Source organism: Bradyrhizobium sp. PMVTL-01 (genome assembly GCF_051861855.1).
GTDB lineage: Bacteria > Pseudomonadota > Alphaproteobacteria > Rhizobiales > Xanthobacteraceae > Bradyrhizobium.
Genome location: NZ_CP193982.1, coordinates 98390 through 113835 on the forward strand (window position 1 = coordinate 98390; position 15446 = coordinate 113835).

Here is a 15446-nt window from a genome sequence, read left to right on the forward strand (position 1 = left end):
AGGTGCGCTCCCTTCCCGCTTGCGGGAGAGGGTCGGGGAGAGGGGGTCGCCGCAGCGGGACAATCCCTAGAGGAGAAAGCCTCACCCGCGCCTTCGGCGCGACCTCTCCCGCAAGCGGGAGAGGTTAAGGAAGTCCGGAGCCGATCGTTTGCCTCGCATCATCCAATGCCGCACTGCGGCGCGCGCACGCATGTGCGGCGCGAACGGCTGCGGCTGGCAGCGCCGCATTCGCCTATTTGACGGCTTCCCTTTTCCCGCGCTTGCCGCTTTCGTTTCGGCCGCTTACACAGTCATGTGAACGTCATATGGCGCTGCTAGCGCAAGCGCTTCTTGAGTGACGGGCAAGGGAGGTTTTCTTGATGGCTCTTCGACATTTTGGCGCGGCTGCTGCTGTTGCACTCACGGTTGGTCTCGGCGCCTCGCCGGCCCTGGCCGTGACCGAAATCCAGTGGTGGCATGCGATGACCGGCGCCAACAACGACGTTATCGTCAAGCTCGCCAACGACTTCAACGCGTCGCAGACCGACTACAAGGTGGTCCCGACCTACAAGGGCAGCTACCCCGACACGATGAACGCCGGCATCGCCGCGTTCCGCGCCGGCAACGCCCCGCACATCATGCAGGTGTTCGAAGTCGGCACCGCAACCATGATGGCCGCGACCGGCGCCGTGAAGCCGGTCTACAAGCTGATGGCCGAGACCGGCGAGAAGTTCGATCCGAAGGCCTACCTGCCCGCGATCACCGGCTACTACTCGACCTCGAAGGGCGAGATGCTCTCGTTCCCCTTCAACTCATCGTCCACCGTCACGTGGATCAATCTCGATGCGCTCAAGAAGGCCGGCATCGCCGAGCCGCCGAAGACCTGGCCGGAAGTCTTCGACGACGCGAAGAAGCTCAAGGCCGCCGGCTACACCACCTGCGGCTTCTCCGGCTCGTGGGTCACGTGGGTCAATCTCGAGCAGCTCTCGGCCTGGCACAACGTGCCGCTCGCCAGCAAGGCCAACGGCCTCGACGGCTTCGACACCGTGCTTCAGTTCAACGGTCCACTCCAGGTCAAGCATCTCGAAAACCTGGTCGAGCTCCAGAAGGACAAGACCTACGATTATGCCGGCCGCACCAACACCGGCGAGGGTCGCTTCACTTCCGGCGAGTGTCCGATCTATTTGAGCTCCTCGTCGTTGTTCGCAAACATCAAGGCGCAGGCCAAGTTCGCCTTCACCGCCGTCCCGATGCCCTACTATCCCGACGTGCAGGGCGCGCCGCAGAACTCGATCATCGGCGGCGCTTCGCTCTGGATCATGGGCGGCAAGCCGGCCGATGAATACAAGGGCGTGGCAAAGTTCCTGACGTTCCTGTCGGACACCGACCGCCAGGTCTGGATCCACAAGGCCTCCGGTTATCTGCCGATCACGAAGGCCGCCTACGACAAGGCCAAGGCCGAAGGCTTCTACAAGGATCAGCCTTATCTCGAAACGCCGCTGCTCGAATTGACCAACAAGGAGCCGACCGACAATTCGCGGGGCTTGCGCCTCGGCAACATGGTGCAGCTCCGCGACGTCTGGTCGGAGGAGATCGAGCAGGCACTCGCCGGCAAGAAGACTGCCAAGCAGGCGCTGGACGCCGCGGTCGAACGCGGCAACACGATGCTGCGGCAGTTCGAAAAGACCGCCGCGAAGTAAGGCGACTGGCGGCAGGCCGAACACCCGGCCTGCCGCTTCCGGGGCATCATGCAAAAGCAAGCCATTTTCCAATCGAAGCTATTACCCTACGCGCTGGTTGCGCCGCAGCTCGCGATCGTCCTGATTTTCTTCTATTGGCCGGCCCTGCAGGCGGCGGTTCAATCGTTCCTGCTCCAGGACGCCTTCGGCCTCTCGACCAGCTTCGTCTGGTTCGACAATTACATCGAGCTGTTGAGGGAGCCCGCTTATTTCGAGGCGGTCGTCCGCACCTTCTTCTTCTCGTTCGCCATCGCGATCTCGTCGCTGTCGTTTGCACTGCTGCTCGCCGTGATGGCCGACAAGCCGCTGCGCGGCTCGATGCTCTACCGCACGCTGCTGATCTGGCCCTATGCGGTAGCACCGCCCGTGGTCGGCGTGCTCTGGATCTTCATGCTGCATCCCTCGCTCGGCGTGATCTCGCGCTACCTGCGCGCCGCCGGTGTCGACTGGAATCCGCTGCTGGACGGCAATCAGGCCGCGGGTCTCATCATCCTCGCCGCCGCGTGGAAGCAGATCTCGTATAACTTCCTGTTCTTCCTCGCCGGCCTGCAGGCGATCCCGAAAAGCGTGTTCGAGGCCGCCGCGATCGACGGCGCGCGGCCGATGCGCAGGTTCTGGACCGTGACCTTCCCGCTGCTGTCGCCGACCATCTTCTTCCTGCTGGTCGTCAACATCGTCTACGCCTTCTTCGACACGTTCGGCATCATCGACACCATGACCCGCGGCGGTCCCGGCACCTCGACGGTGACGCTGGTCTACAAGGTCTACTCGGACGGCCTGCTCGGCGGCAATCTCGGTAGCTCCGCGGCGCAATCGGTGATCCTGATGATCATGGTCATCGTGCTCACCGGCATCCAGTTCCGCTTCGTCGAACGCAAGGTGACGTACTGATGGTCGAGGACGAGGGCATCAGGCGCTACGTCGCCCATTTCATCCTCTGGATCGGAATCGCGATCGTCGCATTCCCGGTCTACATCGCGATCGTCGCCTCGACCCAGGACAACGCCCTGATCGCGAACGGCCAGATGTCGCTGCTGCCGGGCGGCCACTTCTTCGAGGTCTACTACCAGACCATCTTCGTCGGCACGAGCGGCGCGACCCGCGAGCCCGTCGGCAACATGATGCTGAACTCGCTGGTGATGGCGCTGGCGATCGCGATCGGCAAGATCGCGATCTCGATCATCTCGGCCTACGCGATCGTGTATTTCCGCTTTCCTTTCCGGATGTCGATCTTCTGGATCATCTTCATCACGTTGATGCTGCCGGTCGAGGTCCGCATCTACCCGACCTACAAGATCGTCGCCGACCTGCACATGCTCGACAGCTATGCGGGCCTGGCGCTGCCGCTGATCGCCTCGGCCACGGCGACGCTGCTGTTCCGCCAGTTCTTCATGACCGTGCCTGACGAGCTGCTCGAGGCCTCGCGCATCGACGGCGCCGGCCCCTTGCGCTTCTTCTGGGATACGCTGCTGCCGCTGTCGCGCACCAACATGGCGGCGCTATTCGTGATCCTGTTCATCCTCGGCTGGAATCAATATCTCTGGCCGCTGCTCATCACCACCCGCGACGACATGCAGACCATCCAGGTCGGCATCCGCAAGATGATCACCACCACCGACGCGCTGACCGAATGGCCGATCGTGATGGCGACCGCCGTGCTGGCCATGCTGCCGCCGGTGTTCGTCGTCCTCGCCATGCAGAAGCTGTTCGTGCGCGGCCTGGTCGAGACGGAAAAGTAACAAGCGAGTTTTCATGGCCAACGTCACCCTGCGCAACGTCCGCAAGACCTACACCGGCGGCTTCGAGGCAATCAAAGGCGTCGACGTCGATGTCGCCGACGGGCAGTTCTGCGTGCTGGTCGGACCAAGCGGCTGCGGCAAGTCCACGCTGCTGCGCATGGTCGCTGGCCTCGAGACCGTCACCGGCGGCGAGATCGACATCGGCGGCCGCGTCGTCAACCAGATCGAGCCGGCCGACCGCGACATCGCGATGGTGTTCCAGAACTACGCGCTCTATCCGCATATGAGCGTCTACAACAACATGGCCTACGGCCTGCGCAACCGCGGCATGGCCGAAGCCGAGATCAAGACCCGCGTCGAGGAAGCCGCGCGCGTGCTCGAGCTCTCCGCCATGCTGGAGCGCAAGCCGCGCCAGCTCTCCGGCGGCCAGCGCCAGCGCGTCGCCATGGGCCGCGCCATCGTGCGCCAGCCGAAGGTGTTTTTGTTCGACGAGCCGCTGTCGAATCTCGACGCCAAGCTGCGCATCGCGATGCGGGTCGAGATCCGCAAATTGCAGCGCCGCCTGAACACGACGTCGATCTACGTCACTCACGACCAGCTCGAGGCGATGACCCTCGCCGACATTCTGGTTGTGATGAACGGCGGCCAGGTCGAGCAGGTCGGCAATCCCCTGGCAATCTACGAGAAGCCGGCGACCACTTTCGTGGCCTCCTTCATCGGCGCGCCGCCGATGAATCTGATGTCGACGCGCCCCGACGAGATCAAGTCGCAGCTGGACGGCGCCGCTGACGAGGCCGGCATCGTCGGCATCCGCCCCGAGGATTTCGTCATCACCGACCAGACGCCTGCCGGCGGTGTCGCATTGCCGCTGACCGTGGAGGCCATCGAGCGCGTCGGCGCCGAGACCTTCGTCTACGGCTCCCGCGAGCAGGAAGACCAGCGCGTCGCCGCCACCCCTGGCGAGCTGCCGCCCGGCGAGGTCATCGTTCGCATCCCCGGAACCGACGCGCCCGCCATCGGCCAGAAGATCCGCGTCGCGGCGGTACGGGCGAAGCTGCATTTGTTCAGCGGCGACGGGCGGACTCGGATCGAGGCCTGACGGGTTCCGGCGCCTGCTCCATCAAGAAGCGCGAAAACAACCCCATGCACAGTAGCAGGGGGTCTGTTTTCATTGGGATAAATCGCCCCGCGGATTCGTCCTGCCGGCGCTTCTCGGGTCACGACGAATTGTAAGCATTTTGTGCGATGGCAGAGCCGTGGGCGGCGAAGCGGCCCATCCACAGCCCCCCGGCTACGTCCTTGAACCCACAAGCGGATATGCCCATATTGCTGACCAAGGGGTGCCTTGATGGGCCCCGAAACACCAAAGTCGCTTCGAGAGGACTTTGTAAACTATGTCTCGTGTTCCCACGTTATCCAGTCCGTTCCTGCTGGGCTTCGACGAGATCGAGCGCGTGCTCGACCGCGTCGTCAAGGGCGCCGACGGCTACCCTCCCTACAATATCGAGAGGTGTGACCGTGCGGACGGCCAACCCGAGCGCTTACGCATCACGCTGGCGGTCGCCGGCTTCACCCGCGACCAACTCGATGTAACCATTGAGGAAAACCAGCTCGTGATCCGCGGGCGGCAGCAGGACGACAAGACCCGGCAATACATCCATCGCGGCATCGCCGCGCGCCACTTCCAGCGCACCTTCGTGCTGGCGGAGGGGATGCTGGTGCTGGGTGCGGATCTGAAGAACGGGTTGTTGTCGATCGACCTCGCCCGGCCTGAACCGGAGAGGATCGTTAAGACAATCGCTATCAATGAGCACGAATAATGGAACGAGTAGCGGACTCGACCGCTTAGTTCGTCAGAGGAGTCGAGACCATGAGTGAAGGTCACGTTGCGTTCGAATACGAAGCCAAGAACGTCTCTCCGGAGACGCTGGCAACCCTGGGCGAAGGCCATATCGCCTATGTGAAGCAGATCCGTTCCGAGGACGTACCGGACCTGTTCCCCGAGGCGCCCAAGATTGCGCCGGGCCTCAAGCTCTTCGCGCTCCACGCCGCCGACGGCACGCCGATCATGCTGACCGACAGCCGCGAAGCCGCGATCGCCAACGCCTGGAGCAACGAGCTGCAAGCCGTCAGCGTGCACTGAGCGCGCGTCGCACGCCGCATCGGTAAGTTTTAAGCGGGCATGCCTTCGCAGGAAGGCATGCCCGTTTTCACGTGAGAACCGTCAGTGCTTGGTCTTGCGCAGACAACTTAACCACCCGAGCGACCCGCCAGCCGCGCACGGATATCCGGCTTCAGCACTTTGCCGACCTTGGAGCGGGGCAGATCGCCCCAGACTTCGATCTGCTTCGGTGTCTTGACGCTGCCGATCCTCTGCTTGACGAAAGCCGCCAGCGCCGTCGCATCGACGCGCTGGCCGGCGCGGGGCTGCACCACGGCCACGATCCGTTCGCCCCACTTCGGATCGGGCAGCCCGATCACGGCGCAATCCTGCACCGCCTCGTGCGCCCGCAGCGCGTTCTCGACCTCGATCGAGTAGACGTTGAACCCGCCGGTGATGATCATGTCCTTGGCACGATCGACGATATAGAGGTAGCCGTCGCCGTCGATGTAGCCGATGTCGCCGGTGTGGTGCCAGCCATGCGCGGAGGCCTCCGCCGTGGCCTCGGGATTTTTGTAATAGCCCTCCATCACCAGCGAGCCGCGGACCACGATCTCGCCGCGTGCGCCTGTCGGCAGCAGATTGCCGTCACCATCCATGATGCCGGCCTGCACCAGCGGACTGATCCGCCCGGCCGAAGCAAGGCGCTCCATCGCGATCGTGCCGTCGGCATTGTAATGCTCCTCTGGGGCCATCATCGAGATCATCATCGGCGCTTCGGTCTGACCGAACAACTGCGCCATCGGCCCGATACGCCGGAGCGCCTCCGCAAGCCGTGTGGCCGAGATCGGCGCCGCGCCGTACCAGAAGCATTGCAGCGATTCGAGGGTGGCGGAGTCGAGCTTGGGATGATCGAGCAGCATGTAGATCACGGTCGGCGGCAGGAAGGTGTGCGTTACATGGTAGCGCGCGATCAGGTCGAGGAATTCGGCGATGTCGGGGTGATGCATGATCACGATGCGGCCACCGAGCGCCATGATCGGGAAACACAGCACGCCGGCCGCGTGGGTCAACGGTGCGAGCGCGAGATAGACCGGGCGGCCATTGAACGGATAGCCCATCAGCGTCAGTGCCGTCATGGCCTCGATGTTGCGGCCCGACAGCATGACCCCCTTCGGCTTGCCGGTGGTGCCGCCGGTGCCGGGAATCATGGCGAGATCGTCGACCGTCTCCCGTTGATAGGGGTCGTCGGCGAGGCCGGCGAGCCAGCTGTCGAACGAGGGTGCGAAGGGTAACTCGGCATCGAGGCAGACGAGGGCGCGCAGCTTCGGCAGCTCTGCACGCACCGCCTCGACCATCGGCGCAAAGCTTGAATGAAACAGCAGCAGGCTGCAGTCGAATTGGTCGAGGATGATCCGGTTTTCGGCCGCCTCGTTGCGCGGATTGATCGGGCACCAAACCAACCCCGCGCGGGAAAGGCCGAACACGCAGGCAAAGGCGAGCGGATCGTTGCCGGAGAGGATCGCGACCTTCTCGCCGGGCGCGATGCCCGATCGGTCGAGCCCGCGCGCGACGCGATAGCTGAGCTGCTGCACCTCGCGATAGCTGAGGTCGCGTCCATCCATGGTGAGGCACGGCGCATCGGGGCCGAGCGAGGCACCTTTGTCCAGGTAATCGATTAAGCGCATGGTCGCCCCCGAAGTGGCAGCGGGTGACGCGACAAGCCGCGCCACCCGCGATTTAGTTAATCGTGTACGGTCAGAACAGGCTTGCTGACCAGCCCGAAGCTGCGCAATTGCCCGAGCAGCTCGCGATGGCCGAAGGCTTGGCAGCCGGAGGCGAAGCCCACGCGCTTCGGCGGCTGCTGCAGCAGGTGCGCCGCGGCATAGGCCTGCAGCAAGCCGGTCTGCTTGTAATTGCTGTTGCCGTTGATGACGCAGTGCGCGCGCCCCAACGGGCCGGAAGCATGCACCGAATCCAGCGACTTGTTGACACGCGGGTTCTCGCGCGGCGGCATGGTGTTCATGACGCCGGCGGCGGTCTGGGCCAGCGCGGCGTAGCGGTCGTCGGGGTTCATGTCCTTGGTCGCCTCCAGCGCGGCAGCGACGATCTGCGGCACGCCCAGCATCAGGGCGCGATTGAACACGCCGCCCAGCACCTTGACGTTGGCCACGCGCGGATCGCGCTTGAACCACACCGGATGCGAGGTCCCGCCCCAGGGCAGCGCCAGCGCCAACTCATGCTGGCCGGGGATGGCGAGGTTGTAGAGGCCGGCATCGGGCAGATGCTCGACATATTTGTTCTGCTCCAGATAGTAGGCCTTGGCCATCGCGGCATTGACCAGGATGGTCTGCGTCGAGGCGATGGTCGGGCTGCCGCCCCAGAACACGGCGATATCGAGCGTATCGAGACCGGGCGTCTCCAGGCACAGCTGCGCGGCGATCTCGCCGGTGGTGTACATCTGTGCGATGCCGGGCGCGAGCAGCAGGCCGGCATTGGCGAACTTCGTGCCCCACTCCTGCTCGAGCGTGATCAGCCAGTCCTGCTCGCCTGTCGTGTCGGTGTAGTGGCATCGGGAAGCCCAACACGCCTGCACCACCTCGCCGCCGAACCTGGCGAAGGGGCCCACGGTGTTGAGCACCACCGAGGCGCCGTTGAACAACTCCGACAGTGCGCTCACGGTGTGTGGCACTTCCACCACCTCGTAGTCGGCGGTCTCGATGCCGGCCACGTTCGCCTTCATCGCGGCATTGAGTTTCTCGGCACTGCGGCCGGCGGCGATGAAGGGGATGTTGTACTCACGTAAATACTCGCAGACCAGCCGGCCGGTGTAGCCGGACGCGCCATAGACGATAACGGGCTTCTTCGCGCTCATTGCGTTCCTCCGAAATGTTCGTTGTCAGGTTTGCAGCTTACATGCCCATGCCGCCATCGACCGGCAGTCCGATGCCGGTGATGAAGCGCGCCTCGTTCGAGCACAGGAACACCGCGGCGTCGGCGATGTCGCCGACCTCGGCGAGCTTGCCGAGAGGCGTTTGCTCCACCACCGAGCCGACGGCGGCGTTGACGTCGGGCGCGAGACCGATCTTCACGATGTCGTTGGCCAGCTGCATACCCATGTCGGTCGGGATCAGGCCCGGATAGATGCAGTTGACGCGCACGCCATAACCGAGCTTGCCGGCCTCCATCGCAGCGACCCTGGTCATGCGATCGACCGCGGATTTTGTGCCGGAATAGACCGCGATGCTCGGGAAGGCGATCGTCGCCGCGACGGAGGCGATGTTGACGACCGCGCCGCCCTTTCCCGCCGCTCCGCCCGGCCGCATCGCGCGGAAGGCGTGCTTCATGCCGAGCACGGTGCCGACGATGTTGACGTCGCACATCCGCCGCGCGTCCTCGGCTCTGATCTCGCTGACCAGCGAGGTGATCTCGATGCCGGCATTGTTGATGAGGATGTCGTAGCCGCCGAGGGTGGCGACGGTCTTGGCCACCGCCCGCTCCCATTGCGCGTCGTCGGTGACGTCGAGCTGGACGAAGCCCGTCGCGACATCTTCCTTCGCGATTCCCGCTGCACTGGCGCGGCCGGCGTCCTCCAGAATGTCGGCGATCATGATCGAGGCGCCGGCACGCGCCAACGCCTGTGCAATGCCCGCGCCGATTCCCCGGGCACCCCCGGTGACGAGGGCTTTCCTGCCTGCAAGGCTCTTCCCACTCATGACGCACTCCTCCGTTGCTGGTGATTGATTCGTGCTGCGCCACCAGGCGCGCACCAGGTCGATGAGCGCAGGCCTTTCGGGCGCCCAGCGAAGCGTTCCTCCATGGTCGGACGTCTTGACGACTGTCAAAATTATTGACGCGAGCCTCCGCCAGAAACTTGACATTTGTCAAGATCGAATTTGACAGTTGTCTAGGGAAGTGGTTGTGAGGAGGCGGAGCTATTCCGCGGTCGACGCGGTATAGGTGCTTGCAATACGGGACTGAGGAAAGAACGAGATGGCGCGGCAGGTGACAGGGGCGGCCCGGCGTGTGGCAGATGCGGCCGAGGTGCTGCGCGACGAGAAGTTCAACGCACGGCGCATCGAGCTTGCGGAGGCCGCGCTCGAAACCCTCGGAGAGCTCGGCTTCGCCCGCACCAGCCTGCGGGAGATCGCGCAGAACTCGGCGTTCACGCACGGCGTGTTCCACTATTATTTCAGCGACAAGCTCGACCTGATCTGCTGCTGCGTGCGCCACTACAAGGCGAAGTGCGTGACGCGATATGACGAGGTCGTCGCAACGGCAACGAGCCGCGACGAATTGACGGAGGGCTTCCTCGCCAAGCTCGCAGCAACGCTGCAGAACGAAGCCCGCATGCACCGGCTTTGGTACGATTTGCGCTCGCAGGCGATGTTCGAGGCGGCGTTCCGCAAGGACGTGCTCGAGATCGACAAGAGCCTGGAGGCGATGATCTGGCGCATCGGCTCGCGCTATGCCGAACTGGGCGGCAAGCGGCCGGCGTCGTCACCGGCGGCGCTCTATGCGCTGTTCGACGGCCTGTTCCAGAGCGCGCTGCTCAGACACCTCGCGGGTGACAAGAGGGCGATTCCCGAACTGCTCGACGAAGTCCGGCGCCTGCTGCCGACGGTCTGCTGACGCGCGGGGCAGCGCCCGCGAAGCGTCCGCGCCGTCATTGCGAGCGCAGCGAAGCAATCCAGAAACTTCCGGGAAGGGAGACTGGATTGCTTCGTCGCAAGGGCTCCTCGCAATCACGGAGCGCGGCGGCAGCGTGGCGCCTCTCTCGCGCATCATTTCACAAAGCCGAGCCCTTCGCGCGCGGTATCCACGGCCCATTTGTCGTTCGGCGGCAGCGCGAGCACGCTGTTGAAATCGGCGCGGGCATGGTTGCTGTCGGACATCAGCATGTAGAGAAGGCCGCGATTGGCGAGGGCATCCTAACTTTTGGAATCGAGTCGAAGCGCCTCGTTGTAGTCGGCGAGCGCGCGCTCGAAGTTAGTCGCAGATCGCGCGGTTCGGGTTCGAACGAACGAGGACGCGCCGTGCCTGTTTCCCAAAACGCCGAAACTCGAGCCAAGCCTCAAAGCGCTCCGCGACGCCGCCGGCACGCCGATCGCGCTGACCAGCGGTCGCGAATGCATGAAGCAACGAGCTGTAAGCCGTCCCGCGTGCACTGTTTTGAGCGAGGGTGTCTCCGCATCGTCATTGCGAGGAGCACTTGCGACGAAGCAATCCAGAAACTTTCCGGGAAGGGAGACTGGATTGCTTCGCTGCGCTCGCAATGACGGAGTGTGAGGTCACGGCGCGCCCAACTCTCGGGTCCCGAATGCGACGCAGCGCTTCGGTTCGCTGCCAACCACCCGATCGTCCCGGCGAATACGAGGAATGTCAGCAAGGGAGTATCCTCTTGCGAAGCTCGCCGCCAAGTCGTGGAGCAGGACTTCGGATCAGATCGGAACTCGCGGCGGAAGGCGCGGGCCTCCCGCACAGCTTGCGATCAAACCAACCCTATCAGAATCTAGGCCGCCGTCGCCGGCGGCAGTGCCAGCACTGAATAGATCGCCTGGGCATCGCGCGAGGCGCGGAGCTTCTTGGCGATGTCCTGGTCGCGGAGCAGGCGGGCGATGCGGGCGAGCGCCTTGAGGTGATCGGCGCCCGCGCCTTCGGGGGCGAGCAGCAGGAAGACCAGATCGACCGGCTGGCCGTCCATGGACTCGAAATCGATCGGGCGATCGAGGCGCGCGAACAGGCCGAAGATCTTCTCCAGCTTGGGCAGCTTGCCGTGGGGGATGGCGACGCCATAGCCGACCGCGGTGGTGCCGAGCTTCTCACGCTGCAGCAGCACCTCGAACACCGAGCGTTCGTTCTGCCCGGTGAGCTCGGCGGCCTTGGCCGCAAGCTCCTGCAGGGCCTGCTTCTTGTTGTTGACCTTCAATGCCGGGAGAATCGCCTCGGGTGCGACCAGATCGGTAATCGGCATGGAAGCTTTCCGAGGTGAATTAGACCGTCAGGTTCCGAATTAGCCAGCTTGATAGACCAAGCTGAGCCGGCGTCAATAACGTGAAGCAGGAGGGGGACTTAGCCCCGATCCTGATGTGGGGCGCTTCTACTCCAACGCAATCCCGGTGCCAACTGCTGCGTGCGGCTTTGCCCCGGTCATTGTTAAGGGCTGCGGATGATACGGGGTCCGATTGTCGGTCTAACCCTCCACCTTGCCGTCGGCCTTCCCGTCGGCCTTGGCCCCGGGCGGGTCGATCCAGCCCACATTGCCGTCGGCGCGGCGGTAAATGATGTTCACCCGGCCGCTCGAGCCGTGCTGGAATACCAGGCAGGGTGCCCCGCTGAGGTCGAGTTCCATGACGGCTTCGCTGACCGACAGCTGCTTCAGCGAGGTGGTGGCCTCGGCGATGATCACGGGGCTGTAGCCGGTGATCTCGTCCTCGTCCTCACCTTCGCCCGGCGCCTCCAGCACGTAGCTCGTGGCGTCGAGCGCGGCCAGCGCGGCACTGGCGACATGGGCCTTGCGGGCCGAGCGATCCTTGAGCCGGCTCTTGTAGCGCTTGAGGCGCTTCTCGATCATCAGGAGCGCCTGGTCGGCGCTGGCATAGGCGTCGGGCGCGTTCGAATCGGCCTCCAGCGTGATGCCCGAATCCAGATGCAACGCGCAGTCGGTGCGGAAGCCGAAGCCATCCTTGGAGAGCGTGATGTGGCCGGAATAATTGCCGTCGAAATATTTGCGCAGGACCTCTTCGGTCCGGTCGGTAACGCGGCCGCGCAGGGCCTCGCCGACGCTGACACTCTTTCCCGAAATTCGAAGGGTCATGTGATGCCTCGCTTGGTTACGCCGAGCTGCGATGACGCGTCATCGCGGCTGGGGTTGTTCCCTGCGCATGGTCCGCTCGGAAACCCGCTGGGCCCTTTTCCGGATCATGCGCATGCTTGGACCGGTCTCGATGGGGGATTGAGAGTAGCGCGATTTGGCGCGAGCGCAATCAGGCCGGCTCGGTGTTGCGGGAGCGATCGGACAGTGCGGAGGAGAGGACGTTACCAAGAGTGCTCTGCTTGTCGCGGCGGCGTTGCACCGAGGAAGGAATGCGCATGGCTTCGCGGTACTTCGCGACCGTGCGGCGGGCAATATCAATGCCCGAGGCCCGCAACCGTTCCACGATGGTGTCGTCCGACAGGATCGCGGAGGGCTCCTCCGAATCGATCAGCTGCTTGATGTGGTGGCGCACGGCTTCGGCCGAATGCGCCTCGCCACCGTCGGCCGAGGCGATCGAGGCCGTGAAGAAATATTTCAATTCGAATGTGCCGCGATTTGTCGCCATGTACTTGTTGGCGGTGACGCGCGACACCGTGGATTCATGCATCTGGATGGCGTCGGCGACGGCCTTCAGGTTCAGCGGCCGCAAATGCGCTACGCCGTGGGTGAAGAAGCCGTCCTGCTGGCGCACGATCTCGGTTGCAACTTTCAGGATGGTGCGGGCGCGCTGGTCGAGCGCGCGCACGAGCCAGGTGGCGTTCTGCAGTGCATCGGTGAAGTAGGACTTGTCGCCGTCCTTTCCGATCTTCTTCGACAGCTCGGAATAGTAGGTCTGGTTGACCAGCACGCGCGGCAAGGTGTCGCTGTTGAGTTCGACATGCCAGCCGCCGTCCGGACCCGGGCGGACATAGACATCGGGCACCATGGTCTGGAGTCGGGCCGAGCCGAACTTCATGCCGGGCTTGGGATTGAGGCGGCGGATCTCGCCGATCATGTCGGCGATGTCCTCGTCGTCGACGCCGCAGAGCTTGCGCAAGCTCGCGATGTCGCGCTTGGCGAGAAGGTCGAGGTGCTCGACCAGGGCCTGCATCGCCGGATCGTAGCGGTCGAGCTCGCGGAGCTGGATCGCCAGGCACTCGCTCAATGACCGCGCACAGACCCCAGGCGGGTCGAATTTTTGCAGCACGGCGAGGACGTCGTCCACCTCCTGCTGCGGCGCGCCAAGACGTTCGGCGGCCTGACCTAGATCGGGCGGCAGATAGCCGGCCTCGTCGACGAGGTCGATCAGGTACTGGCCGATCATGCGCTGCGCGGGTGCGGTGAAGGCGACCGAAAGCTGCTCGGCGAGATGGTCCGCGAGCGTTGTCTCGGCCGCGACAAAGGCTTCGAGATTGTAGTCTTCGTCACCCGAGGCGCCGCCGCCCCATTCGGTATAGGTGGTCGGTGCCGCGTCCTGGGCGTTGCGCGCCGCAGCCTCGGCCGGCTCCTCGGAGAAGACGTTGTCCAGGCCCGTGTCCAGGGTCTGCTCGATCTCGGCGCGGGTGCCGAGATCCTTGCTCATCCATTCTTCCTGGCCCGGCTCGAAGGCCTCGCCCGAACCACCGCCCGGCTCGTCGCCGCTGCTGCCGCCGAAGTCGTCGCCGTCGCTGAACTGGCCGGTCTCGGCGGGGGCCTCGGTGGGAGCCTCGTCACTGGCCCGTTCCAGCAGGGGGTTACGCTCGAGTTCCTCTTCCACGAAGGTCGTGAGATCGAGATTGGACAATTGCAGCAGCTTGATCGCCTGCATCAGCTGCGGCGTCATGACCAGCGACTGCGATTGCCGGAACTCTAATCTCTGCGTAAGCGCCATGAAGCAAGAACCGATCCCACAAGTTGGTCCGATTTTTGCTTATCCTAGTCTCAGCCTGATGTACACGTCTTGACGAATTGGAAAAAAGGGCTAGAGGCGGAATTCCTCGCCAAGGTAAAGGCGGCGCACGTCCGGATCGGCGACGATCTCATCCGGGCTACCCTCGGTCAGGATTTCCCCGGCATAGACGATATAGGCACGATCGGTGAGGCCTAGCGTCTCGCGCACGTTGTGGTCGGTGATGAGCACGCCGATCCCGCGATTGGTGAGATGGCGGACGAGATCCTGGATGTCGCCGACCGCGATCGGATCGATCCCGGCGAAGGGCTCGTCGAGCAGCATGTAGTTCGGACGCGTCGCCAGCGCGCGCGCGATCTCGACGCGGCGGCGCTCGCCGCCTGACAGCGCGATCGACGGTGATTTCCGCAGGCGCGTGATGTTGAATTCGTCGAGCAGCGAGTCGAGCTGCTGCTCGCGCTCCTTGCGCGAGGGCTCGACCACTTCGAGCACGGCGCGGATGTTCTGCTCGACGGTGAGGCCGCGGAAGATCGAGGCTTCCTGCGGCAGATAGCCGATGCCGAGCCGCGCGCGCTGATACATCGGCAGCTTCGTGACGTCGTGGCCGTCGAGCTCGATCGCGCCGCGATCGGCCTTGATCAGGCCGGTGATCATGTAGAACACGGTGGTCTTGCCGGCCCCGTTCGGGCCGAGCAGGCCGACCGCCTCGCCGCGGCGCACATAGATGCTGACGCCGCGCACCACCTGGCGGCTGCCAAAACTCTTTTCCACGCTATGCACAGCCAGGAAGCCCGGCCGCTTCAGGAACTCCGGCCCGCCGCCGTTCGGCTTGGCGGCCACCCTGACCGGGTGGACCGGCTGCGCCCGCGGCGGCTCGGGCTGATAATCGACCTGATAGTCGTCTTGATAGTCTCCTTGGAACTGGTCGGGCGCGTGCATCGGCTGGTCGCGGGCGATCGGCACGTCCCGCACCGGGCTCGGCACCAGCCCGCCGACGCTGTCACCGAGGGCGGTGATGTCCTGCCGTGCGAATCCTGGCCGGCCGCGCTTGGCGGGGCGCCGACGGAACATGCTGAAGAGATCGACCATCCCCGCCTTCTAACTATTCGCGGCATTCGCGCGATCTGCCGCCCCGGCTTTATCGATTCGCCGACGCAGCATGAGTGAAGGGATGTCCCATGCCCAATGAAACACGCCCGGTAAGCGGCGGACCCCGTTTCGAAGGCCCTTCGCGCTAGATACAGTCTCGCCGGGCAAGCTTCAA

General features: G+C 64.3%; 14 protein-coding genes. 7 read left to right on the plus strand and 7 right to left on the minus strand.

Going from position 1 to position 15446, the window contains the following annotated elements; translation table 11 throughout:
• Positions 1-359: 359 nt before the first annotated feature.
• The 6 genes from ugpB (at position 360) to ACRQ5Q_RS00465 (ending at position 5600) form a co-directional block, all read left to right on the plus strand.
• Complete coding sequence (gene ugpB, locus ACRQ5Q_RS00440; RefSeq protein WP_439372428.1) at positions 360-1679, plus strand: sn-glycerol-3-phosphate ABC transporter substrate-binding protein UgpB; 1320 nt, start codon at positions 360-362, stop codon at positions 1677-1679.
• A gap of 48 nt (positions 1680-1727) precedes the next feature.
• On the plus strand, positions 1728-2609 hold the full coding sequence (gene ugpA, locus ACRQ5Q_RS00445; RefSeq protein WP_439395515.1) for a sn-glycerol-3-phosphate ABC transporter permease UgpA: 882 nt from the start codon (positions 1728-1730) through the stop codon (positions 2607-2609).
• Positions 2609-3457, plus strand: coding sequence for a sn-glycerol-3-phosphate ABC transporter permease UgpE (gene ugpE, locus ACRQ5Q_RS00450; RefSeq protein WP_439372427.1), 849 nt, complete (start codon positions 2609-2611; stop codon positions 3455-3457). The genes ugpA and ugpE overlap by 1 nt, the downstream gene beginning before the upstream one ends.
• 13 nt (positions 3458-3470) lie before the next feature.
• Positions 3471-4556 carry a sn-glycerol-3-phosphate import ATP-binding protein UgpC gene (locus ACRQ5Q_RS00455; RefSeq protein WP_439395517.1) on the plus strand — a complete coding sequence of 362 codons (1086 nt, stop codon included), beginning with the start codon at positions 3471-3473 and terminating at the stop codon, positions 4554-4556.
• A gap of 295 nt (positions 4557-4851) precedes the next feature.
• Positions 4852-5277 (plus strand): Hsp20 family protein, encoded by a 426-nt coding sequence (locus ACRQ5Q_RS00460; RefSeq protein WP_407115843.1) that lies wholly within the window; start codon positions 4852-4854, stop codon positions 5275-5277.
• A gap of 50 nt (positions 5278-5327) precedes the next feature.
• A complete protein-coding gene (locus tag ACRQ5Q_RS00465; RefSeq protein WP_035704148.1) occupies positions 5328-5600 on the plus strand; it encodes a DUF1150 family protein in 273 nt (90 codons plus the stop codon).
• Positions 5601-5707: 107 nt separating this feature from the next.
• Here the strand turns inward: ACRQ5Q_RS00465 and ACRQ5Q_RS00470 are convergent, their stop codons facing one another.
• Genes ACRQ5Q_RS00470 through ACRQ5Q_RS00480 form a run of 3 tightly spaced genes read right to left on the minus strand, consistent with a single transcriptional unit; the run spans position 5708 to position 9274 of the window.
• On the minus strand, positions 5708-7246 hold the full coding sequence (locus tag ACRQ5Q_RS00470) for an AMP-binding protein (protein ID WP_439395519.1): 1539 nt from the start codon (positions 7244-7246) through the stop codon (positions 5708-5710).
• Between the two features lie 56 nt (positions 7247-7302).
• Positions 7303-8433: a DUF5938 domain-containing protein gene (locus ACRQ5Q_RS00475; RefSeq protein ID WP_439372424.1), complete on the minus strand. Its 1131-nt coding sequence runs from the start codon at positions 8431-8433 to the stop codon at positions 7303-7305.
• 37 nt (positions 8434-8470) lie between these two features.
• The gene (locus tag ACRQ5Q_RS00480; RefSeq protein WP_439395520.1) at positions 8471-9274 is read right to left on the minus strand and encodes an SDR family NAD(P)-dependent oxidoreductase; all 804 of its coding nucleotides are present in this window, start codon (positions 9272-9274) and stop codon (positions 8471-8473) included.
• Positions 9275-9551: 277 nt separating this feature from the next.
• Between ACRQ5Q_RS00480 and ACRQ5Q_RS00485 the strand changes: the two genes are divergently transcribed.
• A complete protein-coding gene (locus tag ACRQ5Q_RS00485; protein WP_439372422.1) occupies positions 9552-10190 on the plus strand; it encodes a TetR/AcrR family transcriptional regulator in 639 nt (212 codons plus the stop codon).
• Positions 10191-11070: 880 nt separating this feature from the next.
• Here ACRQ5Q_RS00485 and ptsN read toward each other — a convergent pair.
• From ptsN to lptB, 4 genes are all read right to left on the minus strand, one after another.
• Complete coding sequence (ptsN, locus tag ACRQ5Q_RS00490) at positions 11071-11532, minus strand: PTS IIA-like nitrogen regulatory protein PtsN (protein WP_439372421.1); 462 nt, start codon at positions 11530-11532, stop codon at positions 11071-11073.
• Positions 11533-11751: 219 nt separating this feature from the next.
• A complete protein-coding gene (gene hpf, locus ACRQ5Q_RS00495) occupies positions 11752-12375 on the minus strand; it encodes a ribosome hibernation-promoting factor, HPF/YfiA family (protein WP_439372420.1) in 624 nt (207 codons plus the stop codon).
• A 169-nt stretch (positions 12376-12544) separates the two neighbouring features.
• On the minus strand, positions 12545-14164 hold the full coding sequence (gene rpoN / locus ACRQ5Q_RS00500) for an RNA polymerase factor sigma-54 (protein ID WP_439395522.1): 1620 nt from the start codon (positions 14162-14164) through the stop codon (positions 12545-12547).
• Between the two features lie 90 nt (positions 14165-14254).
• On the minus strand, positions 14255-15271 hold the full coding sequence (gene lptB / locus ACRQ5Q_RS00505; RefSeq protein ID WP_439372418.1) for an LPS export ABC transporter ATP-binding protein: 1017 nt from the start codon (positions 15269-15271) through the stop codon (positions 14255-14257).
• Positions 15272-15446: the final 175 nt, after the last annotated feature.

Excerpts from the sequence above, each read along its gene's own strand:
- ugpB (WP_439372428.1), top strand. The coding sequence starts at position 360 with ATGGCTCTTCGACATTTTGGCGCGGCTGCTGCTGTTGCACTCACGGTT.
- ugpA (WP_439395515.1), top strand. The coding sequence starts at position 1,728 with ATGCAAAAGCAAGCCATTTTCCAATCGAAGCTATTACCCTACGCGCTG.
- ugpE (WP_439372427.1), top strand. The coding sequence starts at position 2,609 with ATGGTCGAGGACGAGGGCATCAGGCGCTACGTCGCCCATTTCATCCTC.
- ACRQ5Q_RS00455 (WP_439395517.1), top strand. The coding sequence starts at position 3,471 with ATGGCCAACGTCACCCTGCGCAACGTCCGCAAGACCTACACCGGCGGC.
- ACRQ5Q_RS00460 (WP_407115843.1), top strand. The coding sequence starts at position 4,852 with ATGTCTCGTGTTCCCACGTTATCCAGTCCGTTCCTGCTGGGCTTCGAC.
- ACRQ5Q_RS00465 (WP_035704148.1), top strand. The coding sequence starts at position 5,328 with ATGAGTGAAGGTCACGTTGCGTTCGAATACGAAGCCAAGAACGTCTCT.
- ACRQ5Q_RS00470 (WP_439395519.1), bottom strand. The coding sequence starts at position 7,246 with ATGCGCTTAATCGATTACCTGGACAAAGGTGCCTCGCTCGGCCCCGAT.
- ACRQ5Q_RS00475 (WP_439372424.1), bottom strand. The coding sequence starts at position 8,433 with ATGAGCGCGAAGAAGCCCGTTATCGTCTATGGCGCGTCCGGCTACACC.
- ACRQ5Q_RS00480 (WP_439395520.1), bottom strand. The coding sequence starts at position 9,274 with ATGAGTGGGAAGAGCCTTGCAGGCAGGAAAGCCCTCGTCACCGGGGGT.
- ACRQ5Q_RS00485 (WP_439372422.1), top strand. The coding sequence starts at position 9,552 with ATGGCGCGGCAGGTGACAGGGGCGGCCCGGCGTGTGGCAGATGCGGCC.
- ptsN (WP_439372421.1), bottom strand. The coding sequence starts at position 11,532 with ATGCCGATTACCGATCTGGTCGCACCCGAGGCGATTCTCCCGGCATTG.
- hpf (WP_439372420.1), bottom strand. The coding sequence starts at position 12,375 with ATGACCCTTCGAATTTCGGGAAAGAGTGTCAGCGTCGGCGAGGCCCTG.
- rpoN (WP_439395522.1), bottom strand. The coding sequence starts at position 14,164 with ATGGCGCTTACGCAGAGATTAGAGTTCCGGCAATCGCAGTCGCTGGTC.
- lptB (WP_439372418.1), bottom strand. The coding sequence starts at position 15,271 with ATGGTCGATCTCTTCAGCATGTTCCGTCGGCGCCCCGCCAAGCGCGGC.